The organism is Arthrobacter sp. 8AJ, from assembly GCF_902506025.1.
GTDB lineage: Bacteria > Actinomycetota > Actinomycetes > Actinomycetales > Micrococcaceae > Arthrobacter.
This window is the reverse complement of the sequence record NZ_LR733289.1, coordinates 3868511-3893663: the sequence shown is the minus strand read 5'-3', so window position 1 is coordinate 3893663 and position 25153 is coordinate 3868511. Positions and strand designations below refer to the sequence as shown.

Sequence of the window (25153 nt, the reverse complement as noted above, 5' to 3'; positions counted from 1 at the left end):
TTGGACAGTGACACCGAGACTGCGGTGGAAGGAAGCGCGCCACCTCGATTTCGACAACAGCGGAGCTTCCGTGGATGTCAACGACTTCGCAGCCCAGGTAACCGCCGGGGCCGCGTAGGGCCGACAGCACCCCAGCTGACGACGGCGGGAGGAACCGCCATCGTCAGCTGGGGTGCTGTTTCACGTACCGGTGCGCTGGGGCGCTCCGCTGGATTGGCGTGGGATGAGAGTGGGCATGGACCGGCGGATGAGTGGTTCGATGCCTGGGTTGACGATGAGGTCGATGGCGGTGGCTGCTATCTGGTCCAGGGGAACGTGCACCGAGCTTAGGGGCGTCGGCAGCCGGGCGGACAGTGGCGTGTCGTTGTATCCGACCAATGCCAGATGGTCGGGGATGCTGATCCCGTTACGGTGTGCTGCCGCCATCACACCCATGGCGATGTTGTCATTGGCGGCGAAGATGGCTGTCGGGCGGGATTGCGGTGTTCCTGCGAGGAGCGTTTCGCCGGCCGTGTAGCCATTCTCGATGCCGTACCCGGCAGCGATAAGCCATTCTTCGCGCGGCTGGATGCCTGCCTCATTCAATGCTCTGCGTGCTCCCGCCAAGCGTGCGGTTCCGGTGGAGGTGAAAGCGGGGCCGGTAACGACAGCAATGTTGCGATGGCCCAGGTCGATAAGGTGACGTGTGGCGAGGTAGCCGCCGACCTCGTCGTCTCCGAGCGCAGAGGGACTGATGCCGTCAGTTCGGAGCACCAGCGCATGCGCTACACGGCGCTCACGCAGCAGTCGGGGGAGCTCGTCATCGAGCCGCGCCGTGGCGAGAATCAACCCATCGACGTTTCTATCGAGGAGTGTTTCGGCCGCGCTGCGTTCATCCACGGGGTCATCTCCGCTGGTGGCGACCATCGCAAAGTAGCCCCGGGATGACGCTGCCTTTTCGAGTTCTTCGAACATCAGTGCCATAACCGTGTCGCTCAAACGCGGGACAAGGACACCAAGGGTGCGGGTCTCACCACGCCGCAAACTTGAAGCAAAAGAGTTCCGGCGGTACCCGAGTTCTTCCGCGATCTTCCGGACATGGGCTGCCGCCGCGGATCTGGAGGTGGTGCGTTCATCCAGTGCGCGGCTGGCGGTCGAGATGCTCACGCCACTGGCAGCCGCGACATCCTTGAGCGTGACAATCCCTGCGGGGGCGGGACGTTCCATCGCGGTTCTCCTCTTCAGCAAGGGTGTTACAGCCACTCTATTCCTCCTTCTTGCAAACGTTCTCTTGACAGTGAGCTGCGACACGTGCAAACTTGAAAACGTTCCCGCAAACGTTTTCACCATAGCGGGACTACCGACCATCAAAGAAGACAAGAAGGTAGCTGCAATGGCACTCGATCTCCGCGGACTCAACCCCGCACCTGTCACCCCGTTCACCGAAGATGGCGCCGTCGACTTCGCTGCAATCCAGCGCCTGGGTTCGTGGCTCGGATCGATTGAGGGCGTGAAGAGCCTCGTCGTTCTGGGGCACGCCGGCGAAGGGACGTTCCTCACCGAAGAGGAGCAGCTGGACGTGATCCGCGCGTTCGTAGCATCGACCGACGGCCGGGTACCGGTTGTAGCGGGCATCACGAAGGAGGGCAATAAGACAGCGGCCCTCGAAGCCAGAAAGGCCGTCGATGCCGGCGCGTCAGCTGGTCTCGTCTACCCCTCGCACGGGTGGCTGCGCTTCGGCTACCAGAAGGGCGCACCCCAGTCGCGCTATCAGGAGATTTACGACGAATCCGGTCTGCCGCTGATCCTGTTTCAGTACCCGGACAACACCAAGGCAAGCTACGACCTCGAAACCCAGCTGGAGATTGCCGGCCAGGAGGGAGTCTTTGCGACGAAGAACGGTGTCCGGAACATGCGCCGGTGGTACACCGAGATCCCCGCGCTGCGCGCCGCGTACCCCGAACTGCAGATCCTGTCCTGCCACGACGAATACCTGCTGCCGACCATGTTCGATGTCGACGGCCTGCTCGTGGGCTACGGCAACATCGCCCCCGAACTGCTCGTCGAACTGATCGAAGCCGGCAAGGCGCAGGACTACCCGCGAGCCCACGCAATCCATGAGCGGTTGCTCCCGGTAACGAAGAACGTTTACCACCGCGGCTCCCACATGGAAGGCACGGTCGCCCTGAAGTGGGGCCTCGTGAACCGCGGCATCCTGGACCACGCGACAGTGCGCACCCCGCTCCTGCCCCTCCCCCAGGGCGCCGAAACCGAAATCGCGGAAGCCTTCGCTGCCGCGAACATCGGCAAGGTCACCGTCAACGCCTGATCCACGGATCCTGAGGATGGCGGGAGCAACTCCCGCCATCCTCCCCTAGGCTTTAGCCATCTCCACTTTGGTCAATGAGGACCCCAGCATCGCTGCTGGAGAAGGAGGACTCGCCATGCGCGAGCCGAACAACACTAAAACTATGGCCGGCGGCGCCAATGCCGCCAGGATCAATGCAGAGCTGGTAGCCCGCCTCGAACGGCTCCCGCTCACGCGACGGCTGACCGTGATCCGCGTGGTCATCGGGTCAGCCACGTTCTTCGACGCCTACACCGTCCTGGCAATCGCCTTCGCGATGCCCCAACTGTCCTCGGAATGGCACCTGAATGCCGGGGAAATCGGCATGATCCTCTCCGCAGGGTACGTCGGCCAGATCTTCGGGTCCCTCTTCTTTGGACACCTCGCCGAAAGAATCGGCCGACTGCCCGTCCTGCTCTTTACGATCCTGCTCTTCGTCTCCATGGACATCGCCTGCCTCTTCGCGTGGGGCGCCACGTCCATGATCATCTTCCGCTTTATCCAGGGCATCGGCACTGGCGGCGAAGTGCCGGTCGCCAGTGCCTACATCAACGAATTCGTCGGTGCCAGGAAGCGTGGCAGGTTCTTCCTCCTATACGAGGTAATCTTCCCGGTCGGCCTGATGTTTGCCGGCATCGCCGGATACTTCCTGGTCCCTGTCGTGGGCTGGAAAGCCATGTTCATCGTCGGCATCGTGCCTGCCCTGCTCACAATCCCCATGCGCTGGCTTATGCCTGAATCACCGCGCTGGCTGGCATCCAGGGGTCACGTCCACAAGGCCGAGACTGTCGTCTCAATGCTCGAAAAGGAAGCGGTCAAGGCAGGACATACACTCTCCGAACCCGTGGTTCGGCCCGTTGACCCCAAGGCCACGGCCCGTACCGACTGGCGTGAACTGTTCTCCGGGATATACAAAAAGCGCACCTTCATGATCTGGATGCTCTGGATCTGCGTATACATGGTCAACAACGGCCTGGTCACCTGGCTGCCGACGCTCTACAAGCAAACCTTCAACCTTCCCCTGCAAACCAGCCTCGCCTACGGCTGGGTCACGTCCGCTGTAGGTGTTGTGGCCTCCGTCCTCTGCGCGCTGCTCATCGACCGCGTAGGCCGTAAACGTTGGTACACATTCGCCTTCCTGGCCGCGACCGTCCCTCTTGTCATCCTCACAGCCCTCGGCGCCGTGTCGGCGACACAGGTCGTAGTATTCGCCAGCATCGCCTACGCCATCCTGCAGACCATCTCCTTCTCGCTCTACCTCTACTCCGCCGAGCTGTACCCGACCCGGCTCCGCGCCATCGGCACGGGCTTCGGCAGCGCCTGGCTCCGGGCAGGCTCCGCCATCGGCCCCATCCTGGTCGGCTGGATCGTGGACAACTACGGAATCAGCCTGGTGTTCACCGTCTTCGCAGCCGTTGCCCTGATAGGCGGCCTGGTGACGATCTTCTTCGCCATCGAAACCAAAGGCCGGGTCCTCGAGGAACTCTCGCCCTAACTCCCCAGCACCCGCCTCAATGGCAGCGCCACGAACCAGCTCCGGTCCGTGGCGCTGCCGTTGCCAGTCAAGGACAACCCTCGGACCATCGCTTCCCGTTCCGCCCAGATCCCAGGTGTGCCGTCCTGAGGACAGTCGCTGCGCTTCGGCGGGCAAGGCGTCGACCTCAAAGGCGCATTGCCGTGGGGGCCCCGGCCTTGTTACCGCTCACGGTCATCAATTGGCGGAATCCTATAGGACAGTGCCACCATTATTGGATGCTTGAGGCAACTAAACCCCAGAAGTCCCCGGACGGGACGCCCGTCAACCCCGCGCTCGAAGCGGAAAGCAAAATCGCCCGCATCGCGGTGACGGTGTTCCCCATCCTGGTGGTCGTTGCCGGCATCCTCGGTTTCCTGCTCCCCGGGGTCTTCAAGCCCATGGCCCCCAGCGTGCCCTACCTGCTGGGCATCATCATGTTCTGCATGGGCCTGACCCTCACCCCGCCGGACTTCGCCGCGGTGGCCAAGCGGCCGTGGGCTGTGGCCCTGGGGATCCTGGCGCACTACATCATCATGCCCGGCGCCGGCTGGCTGATCGCGGGCGCCCTGAACCTCCCGCCCGAACTGGCCGTCGGCGTAATCCTGGTGGGCTGCGCACCCTCCGGCACGGCCTCGAACGTCATGGCCTTCCTGGCCAAGGGCGATGTTGCCCTCTCCGTGGCGGTGGCCTCCGTCTCCACCCTGATCGCACCGATCGTCACCCCGCTGCTGGTCCTGTTCCTGGCCGGCTCGTACCTGCAGATCGATGCCGCCGGCATGGTCCTGGACATCGTCAAGACCGTGCTGCTGCCGGTGGTGGCCGGCCTCCTCGCCCGGGTCTTCCTCAAGAAGGTCGTCGCCAAGGTGCTGCCCGCGCTGCCGTGGGCGTCCGCCGTCGTGATCTCCCTGATCGTGGCCATCGTGGTGGCCGGCAGCGCCAACAAGATCATTGAGGCCGGGGCCATCGTGTTCCTCGCCGTGGTGCTGCACAACGGGTTCGGGCTGGGCCTTGGCTACCTGGCCGGCAAGCTGGGCCGCCTGGACGACAAAGCCCGCCGCGCCCTTGCGTTCGAAGTGGGCATGCAGAACTCCGGCCTGGCGGCGACGCTGGCCACCGCCCACTTCACCCCGCTGGCTGCACTGCCGTCCGCGGTCTTCTCGCTGTGGCACAACATCTCCGGCGCCATCGTGGCCGCCTGGCTCGCCCGGCGCCCGCTGCGGGACAAACAAGCCTAAGGGGCCCGTTAACAGCCAGCCATTCCGGGTACAGGCTCCGGTAAGGACAGCGCCGTTTCGACGCTGTCCGCCAGTTCCTGTAAGGAGATGGACAGATGGCTCGGATTGACCGGATAGCTGAACCATGGGGGACACGGACGCCGTACGGCACCGGCGGTGACTGGCCCGTCCGGGTGGACACCCACCTGGCCGAAGGAGTGGCTCCGGAGGACGTGGACCGGTGGGTCCAGACGGCCTCGCTCCTGCACTCCAACGGCGACGCCATGGACATCGCCGTCAAGGACAACAGAATCGTCGGCGTGCGGGGACGGGCCGTGGACCGGGTCAACCACGGCCGCCTGGGCCCGAAGGACCTCTACGCCTGGCAGGCGAACGCCTCCCCGGACCGGCTCACCAAGCCCCTCATCCGCGAGAGCGGAAAGCTGGTGGAAACGGACTGGGACACCGCCATGCAGCGCATCGTGGACAAGTCCAAGGCGCTGCTCGCGGAACAGGGCCCCAGCGCCCTTGGCTTCTACACCACCGGCCAGCTCTTCTCCGAGGAGTACTACACCCTGGGCACGCTGGCCCACGGCGGCATCGGCACCAACCATGTGGACGGCAACACCCGGCTGTGCACGGCGACGGCGGGGGAGGCCCTGAAGGAATCCTTTGGCTGTGATGGGCAGCCCGGCTCCTACACGGACGTGGACCACGCCGATGTGATCGCCCTGTACGGGCACAACGTGGCCGAAACCCAGACCGTCCTCTGGACCCGGATGCTGGACCGGCTGGCCGGCCCCAACCCGCCCAAGATCATCTGCGTAGACCCGCGCATGACGCCCGTGGCCAGGGCAGCCACCGTGCACCTGGCGCCGCGGCCCGGCACCAATGTGGCCCTGATGAACGGCATCCTGCACGAGATCATCACCAACGGCTGGGTGGACCGGGAGTACATCCAGGCGCACACCGTGGGGTACCCGGAGCTCGAAAAAGAGGTCAAGAACTACCCGCCGGCCCTCGTGGCGGAAATCTGCGGTGTCCCGGCGGAGCAGATCACCGAGGCGGCCAGCATCATCGGCCACGCGGAGCGGCTGCTGTCCACGGTGCTGCAGGGCTTCTACCAGTCCAACCAGGCCACTGCGGCTGCCGTCCAGGTGAACAACGTCAACATCATCCGCGGCATGCTGGGCAAGCCCGGCTGCGGCATCCTGCAGATGAACGGCCAGCCCACCGCCGAGAACACCCGCGAATGCGGGGCCGACGGCGACCTTGCCGCCTTCCGGAACTGGTCCAACGATGCGCACATCCAGGACCTGGCCCGGGTCTGGAACATCGATCCCATGTCCATCCCGCACTACTCCCCGCCCACGCACGTCATGCAGATGATGCGGTACGCGGAGGACGGTTCCATCCGGATGCTGTGGGTCAGCGGCACCAACCCTGCCGTCTCGCTGCCCGAGCTGGCACGCATCCGCAGCATCCTGGAACAGGACCGCCTGTTCCTGGTGGTGCAGGACATCTTCCTGTCCGAGACCGCCCAGCTGGCCGACGTGGTGCTTCCCGCCGCCACCTGGGGCGAAAAGACCGGCACCTTCACCAACGCGGACCGTACCGTGCACCTCGCCGAGAGGGCCGTGGACCCGCCGGGCGAGGCCAGGCCGGACCTGGAGATCTTCATCGACTACGCGCACCGCATGGGACTGCAGGACAAGGACGGCCGGCCGCTGATCAAGTGGCACGATCCCGAGTCGGCCTTCGAAGCCTGGAAGGAATGCACCCGCGGCCGGCCCTGCGACTACACCGGCATCACTTACGACAAACTCCGCGGCGGCTCAGGCATCCAATGGCCCTGCAACGAAGAGAACCCGGACGGCACAGAACGGATCTATGCTGACGGGAAGTTCTGGGCGCACCCGGAGTACTGCGAGACCTACGGCCGCGACCTTATCACCGGCGCGCCCGTGGACCCCACGGAGTACAAGGCGCTCAACCCGGAGGGCAAGGCCATCATCAAGGCCGCCGAATACATGCCGCCGCACGAACTGCCCAGCCAGGACTTCCCGTTCCAGCTCATCACCGGCCGCACGCTCTACCAGTTCCACACCCGCACCAAGACGGGGCGGACCCCGGAGCTGCAGGCCGCCGCGCCTGACGTGTGGGTGGAGTTGTCAGCGGACGACGCCGGCGCGTACGGGATTGCCGAAGGCGACCTTGCGGAGGTGGAGACGCCCCGCGGGGCCGTCCGTGCCAGGGTGCGGATCAGCGGCATCCGCAACGGGGTCCTGTTCCTGCCCTTCCATTACGGCTATTGGGACGCGAAGGGCGGACACCAGCCGGACGGGCCCGGCAGGGCTGCGAATGAACTGACCATCACCGACTGGGATGCGGCGTCCAAGCAGCCCATCTTCAAGACCGCGGCAGCCCGCATTACCCGTATTTCCGGCGGTGAGGGGCCCTCTCCGGCGCCCACCACCACGGCGTCGGCCCCCGCCGGGGAATTCGCCGAAGGGGCCAGGACCAAGGGAATTTTGAGCGCGCTGGCGGATGAATCCATGGACGCGGCAGGAGGGGCACGATGAAATTCGGGCTGGTACTGGAGGAAATGCACCGCTCCGAAAACGACCTGGCGCACCACCTGCTGGTCATCTCCGAGCGGCACAAGGTGGACCACGAGATCTACCACCTGGCCCGGGACCTGGCGCGCTGGTCGCAGCAGCACGTCCGGGACATCGCGGACATCGCCAAGAACTACGGCCAGGACCTGGACCCGGAGCCCCGCGGCGAGGCAGGGCTGATGGAAACCATCCGGGAGAAGGGCAGCGAGATGATGGGCCGGCGCCCCGAAACCGGGATGCTGCTGCTGCGCGACCTCCGCGAGCTCTACCTGAAGGCATGCGGCGTCTCCGCCGACTGGGAGCTGCTGGCCCAGGCCGCCCAGGGGATGAAGGACAAGAACCTCCTGGCCCTGGCGGAGAAGTGCCACCCGCAGACCATCCGCCAGATGAAGTGGGCCAACGGCAAGCTCAAGGAATCCGCCACCCAGATCCTGGTCAGCTAAGCGCAGGCGAGCAGGGAACCCTCAGCGCGCCTCCCGGGCCGCCTGGAGGTGCGCCACCAGGGCCTGCAGCTGCTCCGCGGTCCACCTGCCGCAGGCCCTCCTCCACCAGCCCCGCCCACTCAGTCCGCTTGGTCCAGCACTGGTGCGATCTCGGCGAGCGGCACGCCCAGGCTGCGTAGGGTCCGGATGCTGTACAGCCGCCGCAGGTCAGGTTCCGTGTAGCGGCGGTGGCCGGCGGCGGTCCGGCCGCTGGCGTGGAGCAGCCCGATGCTGTCGTAGTGGTGCAGCGCCCTGACGGTGACCCCTGTGGCCGAGGCCAGTTCGCCGATGCTCCAGCGGGGTTCTTCCGGTTGCTCCATACCGCCCACCGTAGGACCTGACGCCGCGTCAGGTTCAACCCCGGCGCACGCGACGCCGGCCAGGATACTGCGTGCAGGGAACCAGTTTCATTCAGTGAAACTGGCGGCGCGTGCGGGGCGGCCCATGGCACAGAGTTGAGTCCATGAACGAGGGGCCCGTTGCGGGCCCCGCCCAGCCCATTGAGCAGTTCACCAACGCTTCAACACACAGCACAGAAACGGCGCGCTACACATGGAGTCAACGATGACGGGACGGCGGATCCTCAAGGGGATCGAGTTCGCCCGGCCACAGAACGCGGAGCCGCTGCTGCTGGACCTCTACCTGCCCGCGGGAGCAACGCGCCAGGGCGGCCGGCCGGCGGTGGTCCACTTCCACGGCGGCGGCTGGCGGACGGGGGAGCGGTCTTCGCTGGGCCCCGCTGTTGACGGTTTCGGACTCAGCCCCATCGAGCAGCTGGCCGATGCCGGGTTCGTCGTGGCCTCGGCGGACTACCGGCTCAGCACGGTCGCCACGTTCCCGGCCCAGCTGCTGGACGCCAAGGCAGCTGTCCGCTGGCTCCGCGCCCACGCGGCCGAATACGGCGTGGACCCGCACCGCATCTACGCCTGGGGCGACTCGGCCGGCGGCCACCTGGCCAGCCTCCTGGGCCTGACCGCGGATTTCCCGGTCCATGCCGGCATCGACGCGCCGGACGACGACCGGGTTGCCGGCGTCGTGGCCTGGTACCCGCCCACGGACTTGCTCAGGATGGGTGGACAGGCACGTCCGGATGCCGTGGCCCGGGCGGATGATCCCGGATCCCGCGAAGCGCTGCTGATCGGCGCGCAGCCGGCCGGCGCCCCGGACAAGGCCAGGGCCGCAAGCCCCCTCAGCTACGTCCACGCAGGCGCCCCGCCTTTCCTCCTCATCCATGGAACGGCGGACCGCTTCGTCCCGGTGGCGCAGTCCACCTCGCTGGCCGGGGTGCTGGAAGACTCGGGCAACGCCGTCGAACTCCTCCTGCTGGAGGGCGCGGACCACATGTGGGCCAGCCCGGACGGCAACAGCGGTGCCGCGGAACAGGCCATTGCCGCCACCATCGATTTCCTCCGCCGCCAGTCGGAACAGCACTGATTTCCCACCACCATGCCGGGGCAATACCCGCACCCCGGACCAGACCGAAAGGCCTCCCATGCAGTTCATCGGCATCACTCACCACGGCGGACCCTGGGCAGCGGCGCTCGCCGGCTCCCGTGTCCTCCCGCTCACGCCGGCCGACGATTTCTGGGCCGACGCCGAGGGCTGGCAGGACAAGGCGGCAGCCCTGGTTGCCGGCGCGGCACACGCTGAAGCGTCCGACGGCGAGGGCTGGCTGGAACGCGGCAGCGTCACCGAGGTGCCGCTGGTCCCCGCCTCCGCGCGGGTGATCTGCGTGGGGCTGAACTACAAGGCGCACGTTGCCGAGGGCAGCTTCAAGGACCAGGAACTCCCGCCGTACCCCACGCTGTTCGCCCGGTGGACAGCTTCCCTGTCCGTGGGCAACGTGCCCGTCCCCGTCCCGACGGGTGAGGCAGGGCTGGACTGGGAAGGCGAAGTTGCCGCTTACATCGGCCGCCGGGTGGAGTCCGCCGACGAGGACACCGCCGCGGATGCCGTCTTTGGCTACTCCACATTCAACGACATCACCTCCCGCAGGGCCCAGAAGCTCACTTCGCAGTGGACCCTGGGCAAGAACGGCGATTTCAGCGGCCCCCTGGGTCCCGTCGTCAGCCGCGACGAGGTGGGCGACCTGCGCGACGGGCTCCAGGTCCGCACCCGCGTCAACGGGATCGAAGCCCAGAACGGCAACACCCGCGACATGATCTTCTCCGTCCCAGCCATCATTTCGCTCATCAGCGAAACCTTCACCCTGCACCCGGGGGACGTCATCGCCACCGGCACCCCCGAAGGCGTGGGCTACGCCCGCACCCCGCAGTGGCTGCTGCAGCCCGGCGATACCGTGGAAGTGGAGATAGAGAAGCTGGGCATCCTGACCACGCCGGTGGGCGACATTTCCCTTCGGAGCCGTGCCTGATGAACGCCTTTCATACCGCGGCGGACCTGCCGCCGGAGGCACAGGTCCTGATTGCCGGGGGTGGCCCCAGCGGACTCTTCCTGGCCCTGGATCTCGCCTCCCGCGGCGTGCCCAGCACCGTCATCGAACCGCGGACAGCGCTGGACCACACCCGGCCGCGTGCCAAGACCACCAATGCCCGCACCATGACGCACCTGCGCCGGCTGGGCCTCGCCGAGGTCCTCCGGGACGCCGCGCCGCTGCCGGTGGAATACGCCCAGGACGTCATCTTCTGCACCGGCCTCACCGGGCTTTCCGCGTACGAGCTGCGCCGGTTCCGCAACGCCTTCCAGCTGGTTCCCGGCCGCTACGGGCCGCAGCCGGAGTGCGGCCAGCAGGTACCGCAGCCCGTCCTCGAGGAGGTGCTCCGGGCCGCCGTCGAAAGCCATCCGCTGGTGACGTTCCTGGCCGGGTGCACCGTCACTGGCGTGAGTGCCCCTGAAGGCGGGGCCGCCACGGCACCCTGCGCCGTCGTCGTTGGGGATCCCGAAGGTGCGTCCCGCACCATCGCCGCGGAGTACGTCATCGGGGCCGACGGCGGGTCCTCCGCCGTGCGCCGCAGCCTGGGGCTGCGGCTTGAGGGCGGCTCCGCCGAGCTGTCCAACATCAGCATCCTCTTCCGCTCGAAATCGCTGGCGTCCGCTGTCTCTTTGGATCCTGCGGTGCAGTACTGGGTGGTGGGCTCGGAGACCTCCGGCATGGTGGGACCCATGGACCGTGACGGCACGTGGTGGGCCATCGTCCAGGGCGTGGATCCGTCCGTGACGGTCACTGCCGGGGAGGCGGCCGCGATGGTCCGCTCCCTGGTGGGCTCGGACGTGGACATCGACGTGGTGGCCACGGACCCGTGGACGGCCCGGATGCTGCTGGCTCCCGAATACAGCCGCGGCAACGTCTTCCTGGTGGGGGACGCCGCCCACCTCAACCCGCCCTGGGGAGGCCACGGTTTCAACACCTGCATCGGCGACGCCGCCAACCTGGCCTGGAAGCTCGCCGCCACGATCAACGGCTGGGCCGGGCCCGGACTCCTCGCCAGCTACGGGGCGGAACGCCGGCCGGTGGCTGCGCGCACCATCCGCGACGCCGCCACCAACGGCAAGGCCCTGGCCTACCACTTCGCAGACCCGGACCTGGTTGCGGCCGGCCCTGCGGGGGATGCCGCCCGCGGGGCTGCGCACCTGGCCCTCGCCGTGAAGCAGAGCGAGTTCGATTCCCTGGGCCTGGTGCTGGGCTACGCGTACGGTCGCTCGCCCGTGGTGCTGCCGGACGGTTCTGCCCTCCCCGACGAGGACCCCATCCGGTACATTCCGTCCGCTGCTCCGGGGGCCCTGCTGCCGCACGCCTGGCTGGCGGATTCCCGGTCCCTGTACAGCGCCCTTGGTGCGGGCTTCACACTGCTGGCCGACGCCGGATCGCTGGGCGGGGTGGACGCCGCCGAAGTTTTCGAGCCGGTCCTGGCAGCCGGTGGCCGGCAGGGCATCCCGGTGACCGTGGCCGCCGTCGGGCCTTCCGACGACGGAACGCACCTTGCGGACCTGTGGGGCGCTGCTGCCGTGCTGGTCCGTCCGGACCAGCACGTGGCCTGGCGCGGCAACTCCCCGGTGGAGGCCGCCGCCGCGCTGTCCGCCGCCGCGGGCTGGGCGACCGCTTTCCCTCCCGCACGTCCTGAAGAACCTGCACCTTCCATCGAGACCAGGAGCGCCCGTGTCGACGCCGTCATTCCGTGATTTCCTCTTCGCCCCGGACCACCCCCGCGTGGCGGGCATCCGCGGACTGGATGCCCGCGAATACGCCGAGGCCGCCACGTCCGATGCGTTCGCCGGGCCCATGATCGAGGGCTGGCGGAAGCTCTATCCGCAGCTGTTTACGGGCATCACCAGCGACGGCGTCCGCCGGGAATACCTCTACCCGCTGGCACCTGCCCGGCCCGGGGAGGAAGCGCCCACCGCGGACATGGTGGCTGCGGCGCGGAAGCTGCTTGGCGCTGTCACCGCGGACCAGGCCGGGAAGCTCTGCTACGCCGTGGACGCGCCGGAGTGGCAGAGCTGGGCCAACCCCGAGTTCATGCAGCACGACACCGGGCTGCGGCTGGACGAGGTTGCCGCTCCCGTGCGGGATGCGGTGCTTGGCGTGGTGGAGGCTTCGCTGAGCCCGGCCGGGTTTGAACTGGTGCGGAACCTGATGCGGATCAACGGGTTCCTGGGCGACCTTGTGGAGCTGCCGCTGCTCATGAACGAGTTCAGCTACAACTTCGCGCTGTATGGGGAGCCGTCCGAGACGGAACCGTGGGGGTGGCAGCTGTTCGGCCACCACGCGGCGCTGAACTGCCTGGTGGCCGGGACGCAGCTGGTGGTCTCGCCGGTGTTCATGGGCGCCGAGCCGGACATGATCGACGCCGGCCCACATCAGGGCGTCAAAGTGTTCAAGGAGCGCATCGCCCTGGCCCGGCAGCTGATGGCCGCCCTGCCCGCGGACCTGCGGGACCGTGCTGTTGTTTATGCGGAGATGGTGGACCCGGCCATGCCCGCGGGGCGCCTCCACCCGGGCGACGAACGGCACTTGGGCGGCTGCTTCCAGGACAACCGGGTGATCCCGTACGAGGGCATCCCGGTCACCGACATGCCGCCCGGAACCCGGGAACTGCTCGACGCCGTGGTGGAGGACTTCATCGCCTACCTGCCGGACGGCCCCCGTGCCGCCCGCCGCCGGGAGATCCAGGAACACTACGGCGAAACATTCTTCAGCTGGATCGGCGGCTGGGAAGGGGAGGAAGCGTTCTACTTCCGGGTGCAGAGCCCTGTGGTGGTGCTGGAACTGGACCACCACACCGGCGTCTTCCTCAGCAACGACCAGCCCGCCCCGTTCCACATGCACACCGTGGTCCGCACCCCCAACGGCAACGACTACGGCCGCGAACTCGTCAGGCAAGCCACCCCCTGACCCACCCACCATTCACCGACCCACCTACCATCGATTGCTGAGTAACTGCCGTTTTGGAGCGCCATAACGGCAGTTACTCAGCAATCGATGGGTTTTAAAAACCAGAAGGCCCGGATTTCCTCTCGGAAGTCCGGGCCTTCTGTGGTGGATTGGTTTAGGGGATGTCCAGGGCTGCGCGGCGCTGCGGCGGGGGTCCGACGACGGTCAGGTCCATCTCGGCCTGGGCGCGCCCGAAGCCCTCCATGTCCATGTACGGCTCGCCGCCCTCGGTGTACATGTAGTCATCGGTGGGCGTGTTGAAGTACTCGAAGAAGCCGTTGAACACCGACGGCGTCAGGAAGCCCACCATCTGGGTGTTGTGGGCATCGAGCGCGAACGAGTGGATGGTCCCGGCGGGGGCGTGCACGAAGTCGCCCTTGGTCAGGAGCATCTCCCGGCCGTTGGCGTAGAGCCACATCCGGCCCTCGGTGCAGAGGAAGTTCTCCGTGTGCTGGGAGTGGAAGTGCATCGGGATGTAGGGGGTTTTGGCGCCTTTGGTGTGCACGGCGAAGTAGTTGGAACCGGTGTTGGCGGGCCGGGACAGGTAGGTGAACATGGTCTGGTAGCTGACCAGGCGCTCACCCTCCCCGGCACTGAGGAAGTACGGGCTCTGCGTGGGCGGCAGCCCGGCGTCGTGCTTGAACGACGGCGCCACACGCTCAAGGTCAGGGAACGTGATGCCAAACTCGGCGCCCACCTCTGCCTGCTCCTGCAGGCTGGCCTTGTGGCCGGGGCGCACCGGCGGGACGTGCGAATCGATGGGCGTGCCCACCCGCTCGTAGTAGGCCTCGCCGCCGCCGGGCGTCATCCAGTTCAGGAAGCGGGTGTAGTGGCTGGCCATCCGGTACGCGTGCGGCGTGTTGGGCGGGATGACCACGGAGTCGCCGGGGGTGAGGATGCGGCTCTCGCCCGGCAGCCAGACATGCAGGATCCCGTCGAAAATGTAGAGCGTCTTGTGCTCCACTTTGTGGCTGACGAACGGCGACTCAGCGCCCATGCCGCCGGAGATGTAGGCAGCGCTGAAGATGCCCCCGGTGTCGGCGGCGCGGGCGATGACCGTGACCAGCTGGCCGTTGATCTCGTAGCGTGCGCCTTCGCCCGACGCCATGTAATACGGGACCGCCTCGCCGGGCAGCGCGTTGGCCACCGGGAGCTGCTTGTTCATTTCCTCAACGCTGAGGGACATGGTTTCCTTCTTTCCAGTCGGCCGGCCCTTGCCGGAGCGTGACCTACATCATGGCTGTCCCACGCCCCGGCCACGAGCCCTGATTCCATTAGTTGAAATCAGAACGTGGCCGGCCATCGTCCCCCTGCTACCCCTCACATTCCTTGCAGTACTTCTTGCCGTCCTTCTCACGGGCCAACTGGCTGCGGTGATGCACCAGGAAGCAGGACATGCACGTGAATTCGTCTGCCTGCACCGGGACCACCTGGATGAGGAGTTCCTCGTTGGAGAGGTCGGCGCCGGGCAGCTCGAAGCTGTCCGCGAGGTCCGTTTCGTCCATGTCGGGAGCGGCCTCCCGGCGGCCGGACTTGTCGGACTTCAGCTCCTCCAAGGCGACGTTCGGCTCTTCCTCGGGAGTCACCCGCGGAGCGTCGTAGTCAACTGACATGTGGTGTGTTCTCCTGTCCAGCTGCTGATGTCCAGATTGTTCTGGACAGATCGACAACGCCGGATGGGCGCAACTAATTCCCTGCCCGTGCGCAAAGTGAAGACCTCTTAATTGTTGGCTGTGTTGCTGCCGTCACTAAGAGGTCTTCACTTGTTCACAACGGAATCAACGTTGTGGCCCGTACAGCTAGTACGCGATCATCTCAGGGGGCGATGACCTGTCACCTCTGCTTTTCGGGCTAACCAGCGAGGCCGCGGGCAGCTGTGCTTGGGGACATGGCCGCGGCCGTGAGGACAGACGTTTCCTGCTCGCTCTGCTGCACCTCGTCGAGCTCCTTGAGGGTGTACTTTTTGGTCTCCTTGGCGGTGAGGGCTGAGATTCCTGCCAGGACCATGAACCCGAGAGCGACCATGGATGGTCCGACCCAATCTTTCAGGTCGGGGCCAGCGAGTGCTGTCGAGAGAACGGGGCCGATGACGCCCGAGATGGCGAAGCCGATTTGGGTGCCAAGGGCGAGCCCGGAGACGCGCAGCCGGCCGGGGAACATCTCCGCGAAGAACGACGGCCAGGACGCGTTCACCATTGAGTAGAAGAGGGAGTAGTTGATGATGCCAAACAGGAAGATCAGCGACCAGTTGCCGGTGGTGATCGACCACAGGTAGGGCACCATAGTGACGCCTACGCCGCCCGTTGCAATAAGGAACATCGTTTTGCGGCCGATCTTGTCCACAAGGAATCCCGCCAGGGGCGTGATTCCGAGGGCGATTACGGCCGAGACTGTGGTCGTCAGGAGCATGGTTGGCTTATCCAGCTTGTACCCGGCGGTCCCGAAGGCTACCGAGAAGGTCTGCATCATGTAGCTGGTGCCCGCGATGAGGGCACAGAATACGATCCGCAGCACTGCACGCCAGTGGAAGCGCAGAAGATGCCGGAGAGGGGCAACATTCGCTTTGGCGGCCTGGGCCTTTACGAACTCGGGCGGCTCCTGGACGTGGCGGCGGATCAGGTAAGCAGCGACCACCACGAGGGCGGAGGCCCAGAACGGCAGCCGCCAGCCCCAGCTCAGCAACTGATCCGAGGGCATAGCGGCGATCGGGATGAAGACCAGCAGGGTGAGCAGCGTGCCTGAGGAGGAACCCAAGGTGGTGAAGCTCGCGAGGAACCCGCGCCGGCCTTCGGAGGCATGCTCCAGGCTCATGGTGATGGCACTGGGCTGCTCGCCGGAAAGGCACAGTCCCTGGATGACGCGGATCAGCACGAGCAAGATCGGAGCAAGAGGACCGATCTGGGCGTAGGTGGGCAGGCACCCGATCAGGAAGGTGCAGCCGCCGATGCCGAACAGCGTGATCATCATGACGAACTTGCGGCCGCGGCGATCGCCCAGCGGCCCCAGGATGAGGGAGCCGAGCGGGCGTACCGCGTAGCCGACCGCGAAGGTGATCATGGCGAGCAGCACGCTGAGGCCCTGGGGCAGCTCGGGTGAAAAGAAGAGCACGTTCAGAACCAACGCCGACGAGGTGCCATACACCGCGAAGTCGTAGTACTCCAACGTCGTACCGATCCAGGCCGCGATTGCGGCCCTGACCGGGGTCTTCCTGGGAAGGGTTGTTTCTGTCATTTCGTCTCCGTGGGTGATGGTGAACACCGGTTGCCGCTAAACCTGGGCTCTCGGAAAGAGATCTTGAGTGGAATATCCGGCCGGTCCTGCTGTGAGCTCTCTCGCAAGTCGTGTTGACGGCTTTTGCGGACCGGCCCCAGACATCAAGTTAACGTTTGCGGTGTGGGTCACACAAAGTCCTCTTTTATGTACCTACATAGCGATTTGTTATGGCTTGGAGCCGAAGAACCGGAGACCCTGGACGATCATTGCGGATGGGCCACACGCAAGCCGACGCCCCTGGTCATTTTGCGGATTTCGTCGGACTTCAGGCCGCTTGCCCCGGCAAGTTGGTAGTCGTCCAGGAGCCGGGATTTCCTGGCCAGGGCCAGTACCTGCGTTCGTTGTTCTTCCGCATCACTCCGGGCGCCTTCGGCTGCCGCCAGCTCCGAAGCCAATCCCGCAATGAGGTGAAGATGACCGCTTCGGGTTTGGCCGGAGGGGTACAGCCCGCCGCGTGCCAGCGTGGCAGACCGGATACTGGCGGCAGGCTGGCCGGCGGCCTTCGCGACGGCGGAAATCTTCACGCCGTCGCACACGGCCTGGGCAAGGCAATCACCCAGCTCGGCGGTGAGGGCACGTACCCTGCTGGACCGAAGTGCGAGGGTCGTCCGCAGCTGGGCCAGCATGGCCAGGGCTTGTTGGGCGCGGGCCGTGGCGGGGTCTGGCTTCGGGACGCCACGGTACCGGTACGCTGCTGCGCCGGCCCCGGTGCCGGCTGTTCGCGGAGGAATCCTTTCCTGCATCTCTCTGCGAGGCACCTCTGCTCCTTGTCTCCGTTGGTGACTTCATGCCCGCGTGGCTTCCTGCCAGCAGGCGTACCTCTCCCGCGGTTCGGGACGCTGGCCTGGAAGGCGTCGCGGCGGCGCTTGGCCTTCAGTGGGCCCGTTATCCACCCTGCAGGTTACGCCGCCGGCAATCCGGTAAGGCAATACCGAAAGTGCGTGGAGCAATAGGCGAAAGTTTTGGCTGCTCCGTCATAAGGGCTGCTTATCTGTCCACGCACTTTAGGTCTTATCCAAGAGGGCGGCTCCTTCCCTAGGCTCGATGGAACAACCCTCATCCGTACCGGAAGCCTGGAAGAGACCATGCCTGAATTCGTGCCCGCATCACGCGTAACCCGTATCAAATCCTCACCCAGCGTTGCCGCGGCGGCCCGTGTCCGGGAGCTCAAGGCCGAGGGCCGCCGGATCCTGGACCTGACGGTCGGCGAGCCGGATTTCGACACGCCCCAGCACATCAAGGACGCTGCCATCGCAGCCATCGGCCGTGGTGAAACCAAATACACATCGGTCACCGGGACGCCCGAACTGCAAAAGGCCATCCTGCAGACGCTGCATCGCAAAACCGGCCAGCAGTACGCGCCGGGCGAGATCACCATCGGAGGGGGCGGGAAGCAGGTCATCTTCACCGCGTTCATGGCCACACTCGATGCAGGCGACGAGGTTGTCATTCCCGCCCCGTACTGGGTCTCCTACCCGGACATGGTGCTCGCCAACGAAGGCACCCCCGTCATCGTTTCCTGTGGTGAGGACACCGGTTTCAAACTCACCCCTGAGGCGCTGGCAGGGGCACTGACGGAGCGCGCCAAGTGGGTTATTCTCAATACGCCCTCCAACCCCACAGGGGCGGTGTACTCCCGCGAAGAACTGGCAGGCCTGGCCGCCGTCCTCAAGGAGCATCCTGCCGTCTACGTCCTCACTGATGAGATCTACGACGAGATCCACTTCGGCGAAGAGCCCATCACCAGTCTGGTGGCCGTTGCCCCTGAGCTTAAGGACCGTGTGCTGGTCACCAATGGGGTCTCCAAGGCCTACGCGATGACCGGATGGCGGCTGGGTTACGCCGGAGGGCCGGCGCCCCTGGTGGCTGCCATCAACAAGCTGCAGTCCCAAATGTCCTCCTGCCCGTCCTCTATCAGCCAGGCAGCTGCCGCCGCGGCACTCACCGGGGACCAGACGTTCGTCCGCGACAGCGTGGAGGTGTACCGCGAACGGCGTGATGCGGCAGTCTCCGGACTGAACGCGGTCAAGGGCCTGGAGTGCGCGACGCCGGATGGCGCCTTTTACGCGTACGTCAACTGCACCGGGGTCATCGGCAAGACGACGCCCGATGGCAGGAAGATCACCAACGACGAGGACTTCACGCTGTACCTGCTGGAGGCGGCCTCTGTTGCCGTCATCCAGGGGTCGGCGTACGGGCTGAGCCCCTACTTCCGGATTTCCTATGCCACCGGGCTGCCGGTGATCGAGGAATCCATCGCGGCCATCGAAAAGGCCGTCACGGCTCTTGCCTGACCCAACCACTACTTTGCCCAGACTTTCCACACAACAGGAGCACCACATGATCCACGTCAAGACGAAATTCGACCGGCCTTCCGAAGACGCCGTTCAGCGGCTTTCCAAGTTCTCCTCCGCCACGGTGCACGAAGCACAGGGCCGCAAAGGGGCCCTGTGCTCGAAAATAAAGCCGATCGACCGCAGCATGTCCTTCTGCGGCCCCGCCGTCACCGTAGTCTGTGCGCCGCGGGACAACCTGATGCTTCAGGTGGCCATCCATTACGCCCGGAAGGGCGACGTTGTGCTGGTGGCAGCCGGTGAGTACGACGAAGCCGGGACGTTTGGCGACGTGCTGGGCAACGCCATGAAGGCGAAAGGCCTGGCCGGTATGGTCACGGATTCCGGTGTCCGCGACACCAAGGACCTGATTGAACTCGGACTGCCGGTGTTCTCCGGCAGTATCTGTATCAAGGGGACCGTCAAGGAAACCATTGGCCCCATCAACCATCCCCTGGTCTTCGGCGACGAGATTGTCTACCCGGGCGACGTCCTGCTGGGTGATGCCGACGGCGTGGTGGTGGTCCGCAAGGATGAGATCGAGGAAGTCATTAAGCTGTCGCAGGCACGCGTGGACGCTGAGGACGACCTCATCCGCCGCTACAAGGAAGGCGGCACCACCATCGAGTTGTGCAAGCTGACCGATGTGCTGAAGGCCAAGGGTCTGCTGGTGGAGGACGCCGAACTGGAACCCGCCCTGTAGCCCCACACCCATCGATTGCTGAGTAATTGCCGTTTTGAGCCCTCATAACGGCAGATACTCAGCAATCGATGGGGTTAAACCACAGAGGCCCGGGGTTCCTTTCGGAACTCCGGGCCTTGCCTGTTGCCGCTTTGAAGCCGATGCGCCGATCAGTTCATGCCGGGCAGCAGGTGGGTAGGCGGTCCCACCTGGGCGTCATCCAGGTACCACATGGTGGAGCCGCGTTTTCCGGGCGGCATCATGCTTCCCTCGAACACGAAGACCGGTTCCGTGGCGGGCGCGTCCTCCGGACGCCAGAAGCCGTTGGTGGGGCAGTGGGAACCGGTGCCGGCTTTGAGCTGGATCCTTCTTTCAGCTGATTTCCGGTACTGCACGCTGGTGATCTTTTTCATGGCTGGGCTCCAGGGAAATTAATTGCCAGGGTTGCGCCTTTGGCGAACCTTTATGGCTTTTATCCTAGGACCTGCTGAATTACCTGAATAAGACTAAAGCAGAGTGACCTGATAAGGCGCGCTTATGATGCCGCGAGTGGCGTGGCAGGGGGCGCGGAATATTTACTCCGGAGTATTTCCTGCAGCATTTCCTTGAGTACCAGCAGGACGGCAGACGCGGCTTCGGACAGGGGCTCGTGGTCAGGGGTGCAGAGTGCGATCCTGCACTGCAGCGCGGGTTCGACGATCCGCAGCACCCGGAAGTCCTCCTCGTGGAACAGTGCGTCCGCAGCCGACTTGGGCAGGATGGTGGCTCCGAGGTCCGTGCGGAGCAGCCGGGTGAGGGATGGGACTGATTCCACCTCGCCCACCAGCTTCAACTTCAGGCCCCTGCTGTCGATGCCCGCCTGAACCACCTGCCGCAGCGTGTGGATCTGTTCCGGCAGGAAGAGCCCGACGTCAGCCACCTCGTCCAGGGTGATCGTGTCAGCGTCCGCCGCTACCGGGAGCTCCCGCCGGGAGTTCACGATCAGGTACAGGTCCTCGACGATGAGGGTGGTGAACTGCACCCCGCGAATTGGCCCCGGCTCGTAGATGAGTGCCATGTCCAGCCGCCCGTTCTTGATGGCATCACTGAGCACGCCGCCGTAAATCTCGGTCAGGTGCAGCACGATGTCGGGGTAGCGCCGCCCCACCTCACTGATAATCCGCGGGGTCAAGCTGGACGCCATGCTGTAGGGGGCGATTGCTATGGAGACGCGGCCGGAAGGCGCCGCCCCTGAAGCTGCCACATCGATCCTGGCCTGGTCCACGAGCCGCAGGATGGTCTGCGCGTGCCGGTACAGGGTATGGCCGGCCGCCGTGGGCTCCACGCCCTGCTTGCTGCGGATCAGGAGCCGCTGCTTCAGCTCCGTTTCCAGGGCCGACACCTGCTGGCTCAGCGCCGGCTGGGCCACGTGGAGGGCGGCGGCCGCCTTCGTGATGCTTCCTGAGTCGACGATCTTCACGAAGTACGCCAGTTTCCGGGTGTCCATAGCGCTCCTCTTTTCCAGCCGGGGACGGCTCAGCATGCGGGGTCATACATTGGCGCTATGGCGGGACAGGCATTACGTCTTTGTGTGATCCGAGTCTCGGGCATAGGTTAATTGCAGATGACTTTCCAATGACCAGAACATTCTATCCCCGCCCCGGCCATCACCGATTTTGATGGTGGCATATGTTTTGCGCATAAGCAGGGAAGCAGTTTATTGGAAGCACCATTCTTATAGTCACGAAACAAGGACCCTGTACATTCTTTGCGCCGTCAATAGCGCCGGCCAAGGTCATAACTGTTCCCTATAGCGTGATACCGCATTCGTCTTTGTGTGGCTCCTATCCCGCTGCCACACTGATTTACACCCGCAGTACCAGCAGAGGAAGGCCCGTAATGCCCACAGTCGATCTCGTAGCGGATCTTGGTGAAGGTTTTGGCGCCTACTCGATCGGTGACGACAAAGCCCTGCTGGAAATCGTGTCCAGCGCCAATATCGCCTGCGGCTTCCATGCCGGGGACCCTGACATTATGGACGCCACCGTGGCTGAATGTGTCAGGACGGGAGTCGGCATCGGTGCGCATCCGAGCTTCCCGGATCTCCGCGGCTTCGGCCGCCGGGCGATGGACCTCACAGCTGACGAAGTCCGCACCGACGTCATCTACCAGCTGGGAGCCCTGTCGGCGTTTGCGGCCTACCACGGCGCTTCCGTCTCCCACCTGGCACCGCACGGCCGCCTGGGCAACCTCGTGGCCACCCGGGCGGACTATGCCGGAGCCGTAGCTGATGCCGCCGCCCGGGTGGACCCGAAGCTGATCATCCTGGCGCAGGACGGTGAACTCGCCACCGCTGCGGTAGAGCGCGGCCTGCGGATGGCCATCGTTGGCATCGCGGACCGCGCCTACCAGGATGACGGCACCCTGGTGCCGCGCAGCGAGCCGGGCGCCGTGATCCACAACCCCTCCGTCATCGTCCAGCGCACCGTTCGGATGGTCACTGAAGGCCTCATCGAGACTGCCTCCGGCAGGGACATCGCCATCCAGGCAGACACGGTGCTGCTCCACGGCGACAACCCGGGCGCCGTCGAACTTGCCCGCCTGATCCGCAGCGAACTGATCGCCGCAGGCGTCACCATCGCCCCGCTGGCACAGGTGCTCGCCGCAAAGCAAAAGGTTTCCTGACCATGTCCGCCACAACGACGACCAGCCAGACAACGCTGGACATCTACGAGTCCGGCGACGCCGCCCTGCGCGTGGTGGCACGGTCCGGTGACGCAGAAACCAACTGGGCCACCGTCCATTCCCTGGCAGGCTGGCTGGCAGCCGCCGGCGTCGACGGCATCCACGGCGCCGTTCCCACCTACGACTCCGTCCTGGTGGAATTCGACCCCTACCTCACCTCCGCCCGCCAGGTCCGGGCCTTCGTGCTCCTGGGCATGCGCCAGCTGGACTTCACCGGCACCGCCCTGCGGGAGCCGCGCCGCTTCGAAGTCCCCGTGGTGTACGGCGGCAGCTACGGGCCAGACCTGGACCGCGTGGCGGAGCACCAAGGCCTGGACGTTGAGGACGTCATCGCCCGGCACACGGCCAAGACCTACGTCATCCGCTGCCTCGGAGCGCCGGCAGGATCTCCCATGATGGACGGACCAGACTTCCCGGTCGCCGTCCCCAGGCTCAAGGACCCGCGGCTGTCCGTTCCCGCCGGTGCCGTATCCGTGGCCGGACGCCAAGCCGTGATCGCACCCGCAGTGGCACCAGGAGGCTGGTGCGTCATCGGCCAGACCCCCCTGACGGTCCTGGACGCAGCACGCGAACCCCTGGTGCCATACGTCCCCGGCGATGAACTGCGCTTCTACCGCATTCCCGCCGAGGACTTCGGACACTTCGAGGGGCAGTTCCTGGAGGCACGGCCATGACCGGGTCACTTGTCATCCTTCAGCCCGGCCACTCCGTAGTCACCGACCTCGGCCGGACGAACGGCCCTGCATTCGGACTTCCCGTCAACGGGGCCCTGGACCAGTTTTCGGCCAAGGCCGCGAACATCCTGGCCGGCAACGGGGACAATGATCCGCTGCTGGAACTCACCGCCCTGGACTTCAGGATGCGCGCCACCACGGACCTGCTGATCGCCGTGACCGGCGCGCCCCTGGACCTCACGGTGGGCGGCCGCGACTGCCCCCAGTGGGAGCCCGTCTCCGTCCGGGCCGGCGAAACAGTGACGGTCCGCGGAATCCGCACCGGTCTCCGGGCCTACATCGCCGTCCACGGATCCTTCACCGTCCCCATGCTGCTGGGCAGTTGCGCACCGGACACGGTGGTGGGCTTCGGACTGAAACTCGTTGAGGGCACCCTGCTCGCAACGCAAAAGACCACCGCACCCATCACGCAGCCTCACTTCGGCCTGCCCCTGTTCAGGCTGGGATTGGCAAAGCCGGAATTCACCACCCACCCGGTCATCGACGTCACGGACGGGCCGGACGTGGCCGAATTCGGCGACACCGCAGACCTGCTTTTCACCACGGAATACACCGTGAGTCCCCGAAGCAACCACATCGGACTCCGGCTCGGCGGCGCACTGCCCGAACGCCAGCTGACCTCCGAGGTCCTCTCCCGCGGTGTCCCGGTGGGGGCCATCGAGGTTCCGTCCCGGGACGAACTGCTGGTCCTGCACCGGGGACGCGGCGTCACGGCGGGCTATCCGGTCCTGGGAGTGGTCACAAGCCGCTCCCTGGACGTCCTGGCGCAGTCCAGGCCTGGACACACCGTCACCTTCAGAAAGACATCCGTGGCTGAAGCAACAGCCATGCACCGCACAGCCTGCCTGGAACTGGACAAACTCCGGAACACCATGACCACAGTCTTCGGACTCCTCGGGATCGGCGCCGGCCAGCGCTGGTACGAACTCAGCCCGGCGTCAGGAGCCTGAACATCATGAATGCCCTTCCCGCCGCCCAGGACCGCACCCACAAACCGCTACGCAATCCCTAACCCCCTGCCAACCGGGGACACCTGCGCCCGGCCCCGCGCCGGACGCAGGAGCCCGTCACTTCCCACTTTCTGGAGTACCAAATGCCTTTTTCCGACTACACAACAGCCCTCGTCACCGGAGCCTCCACCGGCATGGGCGCAGCCATCGCCGAACGGCTGGCCAAGCGCGGCCTGACCGTCCACGCGGTGGCCCGCAACGAGGAACGCCTCGCTGAACTGGCGGACCGCACGGGAGCAGTCCCGCACGTGGTGGACCTGACCGACACGGCCGCGCTCACCGCCGTCGTCCGCGACCTCAAGGTGGACGTCCTGGTGAACTGTGCCGGCGTGTCCCGGCCCGGCAACATCCTGGACTCCTCCGAGCAGGACATCGACGAACTGGTGGACGTGAACCTCCGCGGGCTGCTGCAGCTCACCCGGCTGGTGCTGCCCGGCATGGTGGAGCGGGACCGGGGCCACGTGGTGAACATCAGCTCGATCGCCGGCCTGTACAACTTCTATGGCCACACCGTGTACCACGCAACCAAGGCCGCGGTGCACCAGATCTCCCGCCAGCTCCGCAACGACACCGTGGGCAAGCGCATCCGCGTCACCGAAATCTGCCCCGGCCGGGTGGAAACCGAAATCTTCGGCCGCAATCTGGGCGGCAGCCCCGAGGCCATGGAAGAAGCCTGGAATACGTACTACGAGGGCTACGAATCGCTCACTACCGATGACATTGTCAACGCCCTTGATTACGCCATTGAGACGCCGCGGCACGTGAATGTTGGCATGCTTGAACTCATGCCCACCTTCCAGGTCCCGGGCGGCCTGACCTTCGACCGCCGCGAGCCCACCGCCTGACGTC

General features: G+C 65.7%; 23 protein-coding genes. 15 read left to right on the top strand and 8 right to left on the bottom strand.

All coding sequences use genetic code 11. The features are described from left to right. Positions 1 to 180: 180 nt before the first annotated feature. Entirely contained in the window at positions 181 to 1206 is a 1026-nt protein-coding gene (locus tag BACI349Y_RS18075) for a LacI family DNA-binding transcriptional regulator (RefSeq protein ID WP_159635900.1), read from the bottom strand. 166 nt (positions 1207 to 1372) lie between these two features. Between BACI349Y_RS18075 and BACI349Y_RS18070 the strand changes: the two genes are divergently transcribed. From BACI349Y_RS18070 to BACI349Y_RS18050, 5 genes are all read left to right on the top strand, one after another. Continuing rightward, positions 1373 to 2308, top strand: a complete 936-nt coding sequence (locus tag BACI349Y_RS18070; protein ID WP_159634005.1) for a dihydrodipicolinate synthase family protein — start codon at positions 1373 to 1375, stop codon at positions 2306 to 2308. Positions 2309 to 2423: 115 nt separating this feature from the next. Next, the gene (locus tag BACI349Y_RS18065; RefSeq protein WP_159634002.1) at positions 2424 to 3821 is read left to right on the top strand and encodes an MFS transporter; all 1398 of its coding nucleotides are present in this window, start codon (positions 2424 to 2426) and stop codon (positions 3819 to 3821) included. A 257-nt stretch (positions 3822 to 4078) separates the two neighbouring features. After that, positions 4079 to 5077: a bile acid:sodium symporter family protein gene (locus BACI349Y_RS18060; protein WP_159633999.1), complete on the top strand. Its 999-nt coding sequence runs from the start codon at positions 4079 to 4081 to the stop codon at positions 5075 to 5077. Positions 5078 to 5172: 95 nt separating this feature from the next. Further along, on the top strand, positions 5173 to 7638 hold the full coding sequence (locus tag BACI349Y_RS18055; RefSeq protein ID WP_159633996.1) for a molybdopterin oxidoreductase family protein: 2466 nt from the start codon (positions 5173 to 5175) through the stop codon (positions 7636 to 7638). Next, on the top strand, positions 7635 to 8117 hold the full coding sequence (locus BACI349Y_RS18050; protein WP_159633993.1) for a hypothetical protein: 483 nt from the start codon (positions 7635 to 7637) through the stop codon (positions 8115 to 8117). The genes BACI349Y_RS18055 and BACI349Y_RS18050 overlap by 4 nt, the downstream gene beginning before the upstream one ends. 119 nt (positions 8118 to 8236) lie before the next feature. Here BACI349Y_RS18050 and BACI349Y_RS18045 read toward each other — a convergent pair whose 3' ends face one another. Further along, complete coding sequence (locus tag BACI349Y_RS18045; protein WP_236560911.1) at positions 8237 to 8476, bottom strand: MerR family transcriptional regulator; 240 nt, start codon at positions 8474 to 8476, stop codon at positions 8237 to 8239. 244 nt (positions 8477 to 8720) lie between these two features. Between BACI349Y_RS18045 and BACI349Y_RS18040 the strand changes: the two genes are divergently transcribed. Genes BACI349Y_RS18040 through BACI349Y_RS18025 form a run of 4 tightly spaced genes read left to right on the top strand, consistent with a single transcriptional unit; the run spans position 8721 to position 13509 of the window. Beyond that, entirely contained in the window at positions 8721 to 9590 is an 870-nt protein-coding gene (locus BACI349Y_RS18040; RefSeq protein ID WP_159633990.1) for an alpha/beta hydrolase, read from the top strand. Between the two features lie 58 nt (positions 9591 to 9648). Beyond that, positions 9649 to 10530, top strand: coding sequence for a fumarylacetoacetate hydrolase family protein (locus BACI349Y_RS18035; protein WP_159633987.1), 882 nt, complete (start codon positions 9649 to 9651; stop codon positions 10528 to 10530). Then, on the top strand, positions 10530 to 12296 hold the full coding sequence (locus BACI349Y_RS18030; RefSeq protein ID WP_159633984.1) for an FAD-dependent monooxygenase: 1767 nt from the start codon (positions 10530 to 10532) through the stop codon (positions 12294 to 12296). The genes BACI349Y_RS18035 and BACI349Y_RS18030 overlap by 1 nt, the downstream gene beginning before the upstream one ends. Further along, on the top strand, positions 12274 to 13509 hold the full coding sequence (locus tag BACI349Y_RS18025) for a DUF3500 domain-containing protein (RefSeq protein ID WP_159633982.1): 1236 nt from the start codon (positions 12274 to 12276) through the stop codon (positions 13507 to 13509). Before BACI349Y_RS18030 ends, BACI349Y_RS18025 begins: the two co-directional genes overlap by 23 nt. Before the next feature lie 154 nt (positions 13510 to 13663). Here the strand turns inward: BACI349Y_RS18025 and BACI349Y_RS18020 are convergent, their stop codons facing one another. From BACI349Y_RS18020 to BACI349Y_RS18005, 4 genes are all read right to left on the bottom strand, one after another. Beyond that, the gene (locus BACI349Y_RS18020) at positions 13664 to 14734 is read right to left on the bottom strand and encodes a quercetin 2,3-dioxygenase (protein ID WP_159633979.1); all 1071 of its coding nucleotides are present in this window, start codon (positions 14732 to 14734) and stop codon (positions 13664 to 13666) included. A 127-nt stretch (positions 14735 to 14861) separates the two neighbouring features. Further along, the gene (locus tag BACI349Y_RS18015; protein ID WP_018772148.1) at positions 14862 to 15161 is read right to left on the bottom strand and encodes a DUF4193 domain-containing protein; all 300 of its coding nucleotides are present in this window, start codon (positions 15159 to 15161) and stop codon (positions 14862 to 14864) included. A 238-nt stretch (positions 15162 to 15399) separates the two neighbouring features. Beyond that, positions 15400 to 16779 (bottom strand): MFS transporter, encoded by a 1380-nt coding sequence (locus BACI349Y_RS18010; protein WP_159633976.1) that lies wholly within the window; start codon positions 16777 to 16779, stop codon positions 15400 to 15402. A 245-nt stretch (positions 16780 to 17024) separates the two neighbouring features. After that, entirely contained in the window at positions 17025 to 17579 is a 555-nt protein-coding gene (locus BACI349Y_RS18005; protein WP_236560909.1) for a hypothetical protein, read from the bottom strand. Between the two features lie 327 nt (positions 17580 to 17906). Between BACI349Y_RS18005 and BACI349Y_RS18000 the strand changes: the two genes are divergently transcribed. Together BACI349Y_RS18000 and BACI349Y_RS17995 are read left to right on the top strand one after the other, a co-directional pair. Beyond that, complete coding sequence (locus tag BACI349Y_RS18000) at positions 17907 to 19115, top strand: aspartate transaminase (protein ID WP_159633973.1); 1209 nt, start codon at positions 17907 to 17909, stop codon at positions 19113 to 19115. 46 nt (positions 19116 to 19161) lie between these two features. Continuing rightward, complete coding sequence (locus tag BACI349Y_RS17995; RefSeq protein ID WP_159633970.1) at positions 19162 to 19857, top strand: 4-carboxy-4-hydroxy-2-oxoadipate aldolase/oxaloacetate decarboxylase; 696 nt, start codon at positions 19162 to 19164, stop codon at positions 19855 to 19857. A 149-nt stretch (positions 19858 to 20006) separates the two neighbouring features. On the opposite strand, the gene BACI349Y_RS17990 is transcribed toward BACI349Y_RS17995, so the two are convergent. After that, positions 20007 to 20249: a hypothetical protein gene (locus BACI349Y_RS17990; RefSeq protein ID WP_159633967.1), complete on the bottom strand. Its 243-nt coding sequence runs from the start codon at positions 20247 to 20249 to the stop codon at positions 20007 to 20009. A 122-nt stretch (positions 20250 to 20371) separates the two neighbouring features. Next, positions 20372 to 21322 carry a nitrogen assimilation transcriptional regulator NAC gene (gene nac, locus BACI349Y_RS17985; RefSeq protein ID WP_159633964.1) on the bottom strand — a complete coding sequence of 317 codons (951 nt, stop codon included), beginning with the start codon at positions 21320 to 21322 and terminating at the stop codon, positions 20372 to 20374. A 392-nt stretch (positions 21323 to 21714) separates the two neighbouring features. Here nac and BACI349Y_RS17980 point away from each other — a divergent pair, with 392 nt between their 5' ends. The 4 genes from BACI349Y_RS17980 (at position 21715) to BACI349Y_RS17965 (ending at position 25149) form a co-directional block, all read left to right on the top strand. Next, positions 21715 to 22500: a LamB/YcsF family protein gene (locus BACI349Y_RS17980; protein WP_159633961.1), complete on the top strand. Its 786-nt coding sequence runs from the start codon at positions 21715 to 21717 to the stop codon at positions 22498 to 22500. A gap of 2 nt (positions 22501 to 22502) precedes the next feature. After that, positions 22503 to 23234 carry a 5-oxoprolinase subunit B family protein gene (locus BACI349Y_RS17975; protein WP_159633958.1) on the top strand — a complete coding sequence of 244 codons (732 nt, stop codon included), beginning with the start codon at positions 22503 to 22505 and terminating at the stop codon, positions 23232 to 23234. Continuing rightward, positions 23231 to 24244, top strand: coding sequence for a biotin-dependent carboxyltransferase family protein (locus BACI349Y_RS17970; RefSeq protein WP_159633955.1), 1014 nt, complete (start codon positions 23231 to 23233; stop codon positions 24242 to 24244). The genes BACI349Y_RS17975 and BACI349Y_RS17970 overlap by 4 nt, the downstream gene beginning before the upstream one ends. Positions 24245 to 24387: 143 nt before the next feature. Next, positions 24388 to 25149 (top strand): SDR family oxidoreductase, encoded by a 762-nt coding sequence (locus BACI349Y_RS17965; protein ID WP_159633952.1) that lies wholly within the window; start codon positions 24388 to 24390, stop codon positions 25147 to 25149. Positions 25150 to 25153 lie beyond the last annotated feature (4 nt).

Bases quoted from the DNA above. Each gene is read 5' to 3' on its own strand.
- BACI349Y_RS18020 (WP_159633979.1), bottom strand. From the start codon at position 14,734: ATGTCCCTCAGCGTTGAGGAAATGAACAAGCAGCTCCCGGTGGCCAAC.
- BACI349Y_RS18010 (WP_159633976.1), bottom strand. From the start codon at position 16,779: ATGACAGAAACAACCCTTCCCAGGAAGACCCCGGTCAGGGCCGCAATC.
- BACI349Y_RS17975 (WP_159633958.1), top strand. From the start codon at position 22,503: ATGTCCGCCACAACGACGACCAGCCAGACAACGCTGGACATCTACGAG.
- BACI349Y_RS18045 (WP_236560911.1), bottom strand. From the start codon at position 8,476: ATGGAGCAACCGGAAGAACCCCGCTGGAGCATCGGCGAACTGGCCTCG.
- BACI349Y_RS18015 (WP_018772148.1), bottom strand. From the start codon at position 15,161: ATGTCAGTTGACTACGACGCTCCGCGGGTGACTCCCGAGGAAGAGCCG.
- BACI349Y_RS18075 (WP_159635900.1), bottom strand. From the start codon at position 1,206: ATGGAACGTCCCGCCCCCGCAGGGATTGTCACGCTCAAGGATGTCGCG.
- BACI349Y_RS18055 (WP_159633996.1), top strand. From the start codon at position 5,173: ATGGCTCGGATTGACCGGATAGCTGAACCATGGGGGACACGGACGCCG.
- BACI349Y_RS18035 (WP_159633987.1), top strand. From the start codon at position 9,649: ATGCAGTTCATCGGCATCACTCACCACGGCGGACCCTGGGCAGCGGCG.
- BACI349Y_RS18060 (WP_159633999.1), top strand. From the start codon at position 4,079: ATGCTTGAGGCAACTAAACCCCAGAAGTCCCCGGACGGGACGCCCGTC.
- BACI349Y_RS18000 (WP_159633973.1), top strand. From the start codon at position 17,907: ATGCCTGAATTCGTGCCCGCATCACGCGTAACCCGTATCAAATCCTCA.
- BACI349Y_RS17965 (WP_159633952.1), top strand. From the start codon at position 24,388: ATGCCTTTTTCCGACTACACAACAGCCCTCGTCACCGGAGCCTCCACC.
- BACI349Y_RS17990 (WP_159633967.1), bottom strand. From the start codon at position 20,249: ATGAAAAAGATCACCAGCGTGCAGTACCGGAAATCAGCTGAAAGAAGG.
- BACI349Y_RS18030 (WP_159633984.1), top strand. From the start codon at position 10,530: ATGAACGCCTTTCATACCGCGGCGGACCTGCCGCCGGAGGCACAGGTC.
- BACI349Y_RS17970 (WP_159633955.1), top strand. From the start codon at position 23,231: ATGACCGGGTCACTTGTCATCCTTCAGCCCGGCCACTCCGTAGTCACC.
- BACI349Y_RS18065 (WP_159634002.1), top strand. From the start codon at position 2,424: ATGCGCGAGCCGAACAACACTAAAACTATGGCCGGCGGCGCCAATGCC.
- BACI349Y_RS17995 (WP_159633970.1), top strand. From the start codon at position 19,162: ATGATCCACGTCAAGACGAAATTCGACCGGCCTTCCGAAGACGCCGTT.
- nac (WP_159633964.1), bottom strand. From the start codon at position 21,322: ATGGACACCCGGAAACTGGCGTACTTCGTGAAGATCGTCGACTCAGGA.
- BACI349Y_RS18040 (WP_159633990.1), top strand. From the start codon at position 8,721: ATGACGGGACGGCGGATCCTCAAGGGGATCGAGTTCGCCCGGCCACAG.
- BACI349Y_RS18070 (WP_159634005.1), top strand. From the start codon at position 1,373: ATGGCACTCGATCTCCGCGGACTCAACCCCGCACCTGTCACCCCGTTC.
- BACI349Y_RS17980 (WP_159633961.1), top strand. From the start codon at position 21,715: ATGCCCACAGTCGATCTCGTAGCGGATCTTGGTGAAGGTTTTGGCGCC.
- BACI349Y_RS18050 (WP_159633993.1), top strand. From the start codon at position 7,635: ATGAAATTCGGGCTGGTACTGGAGGAAATGCACCGCTCCGAAAACGAC.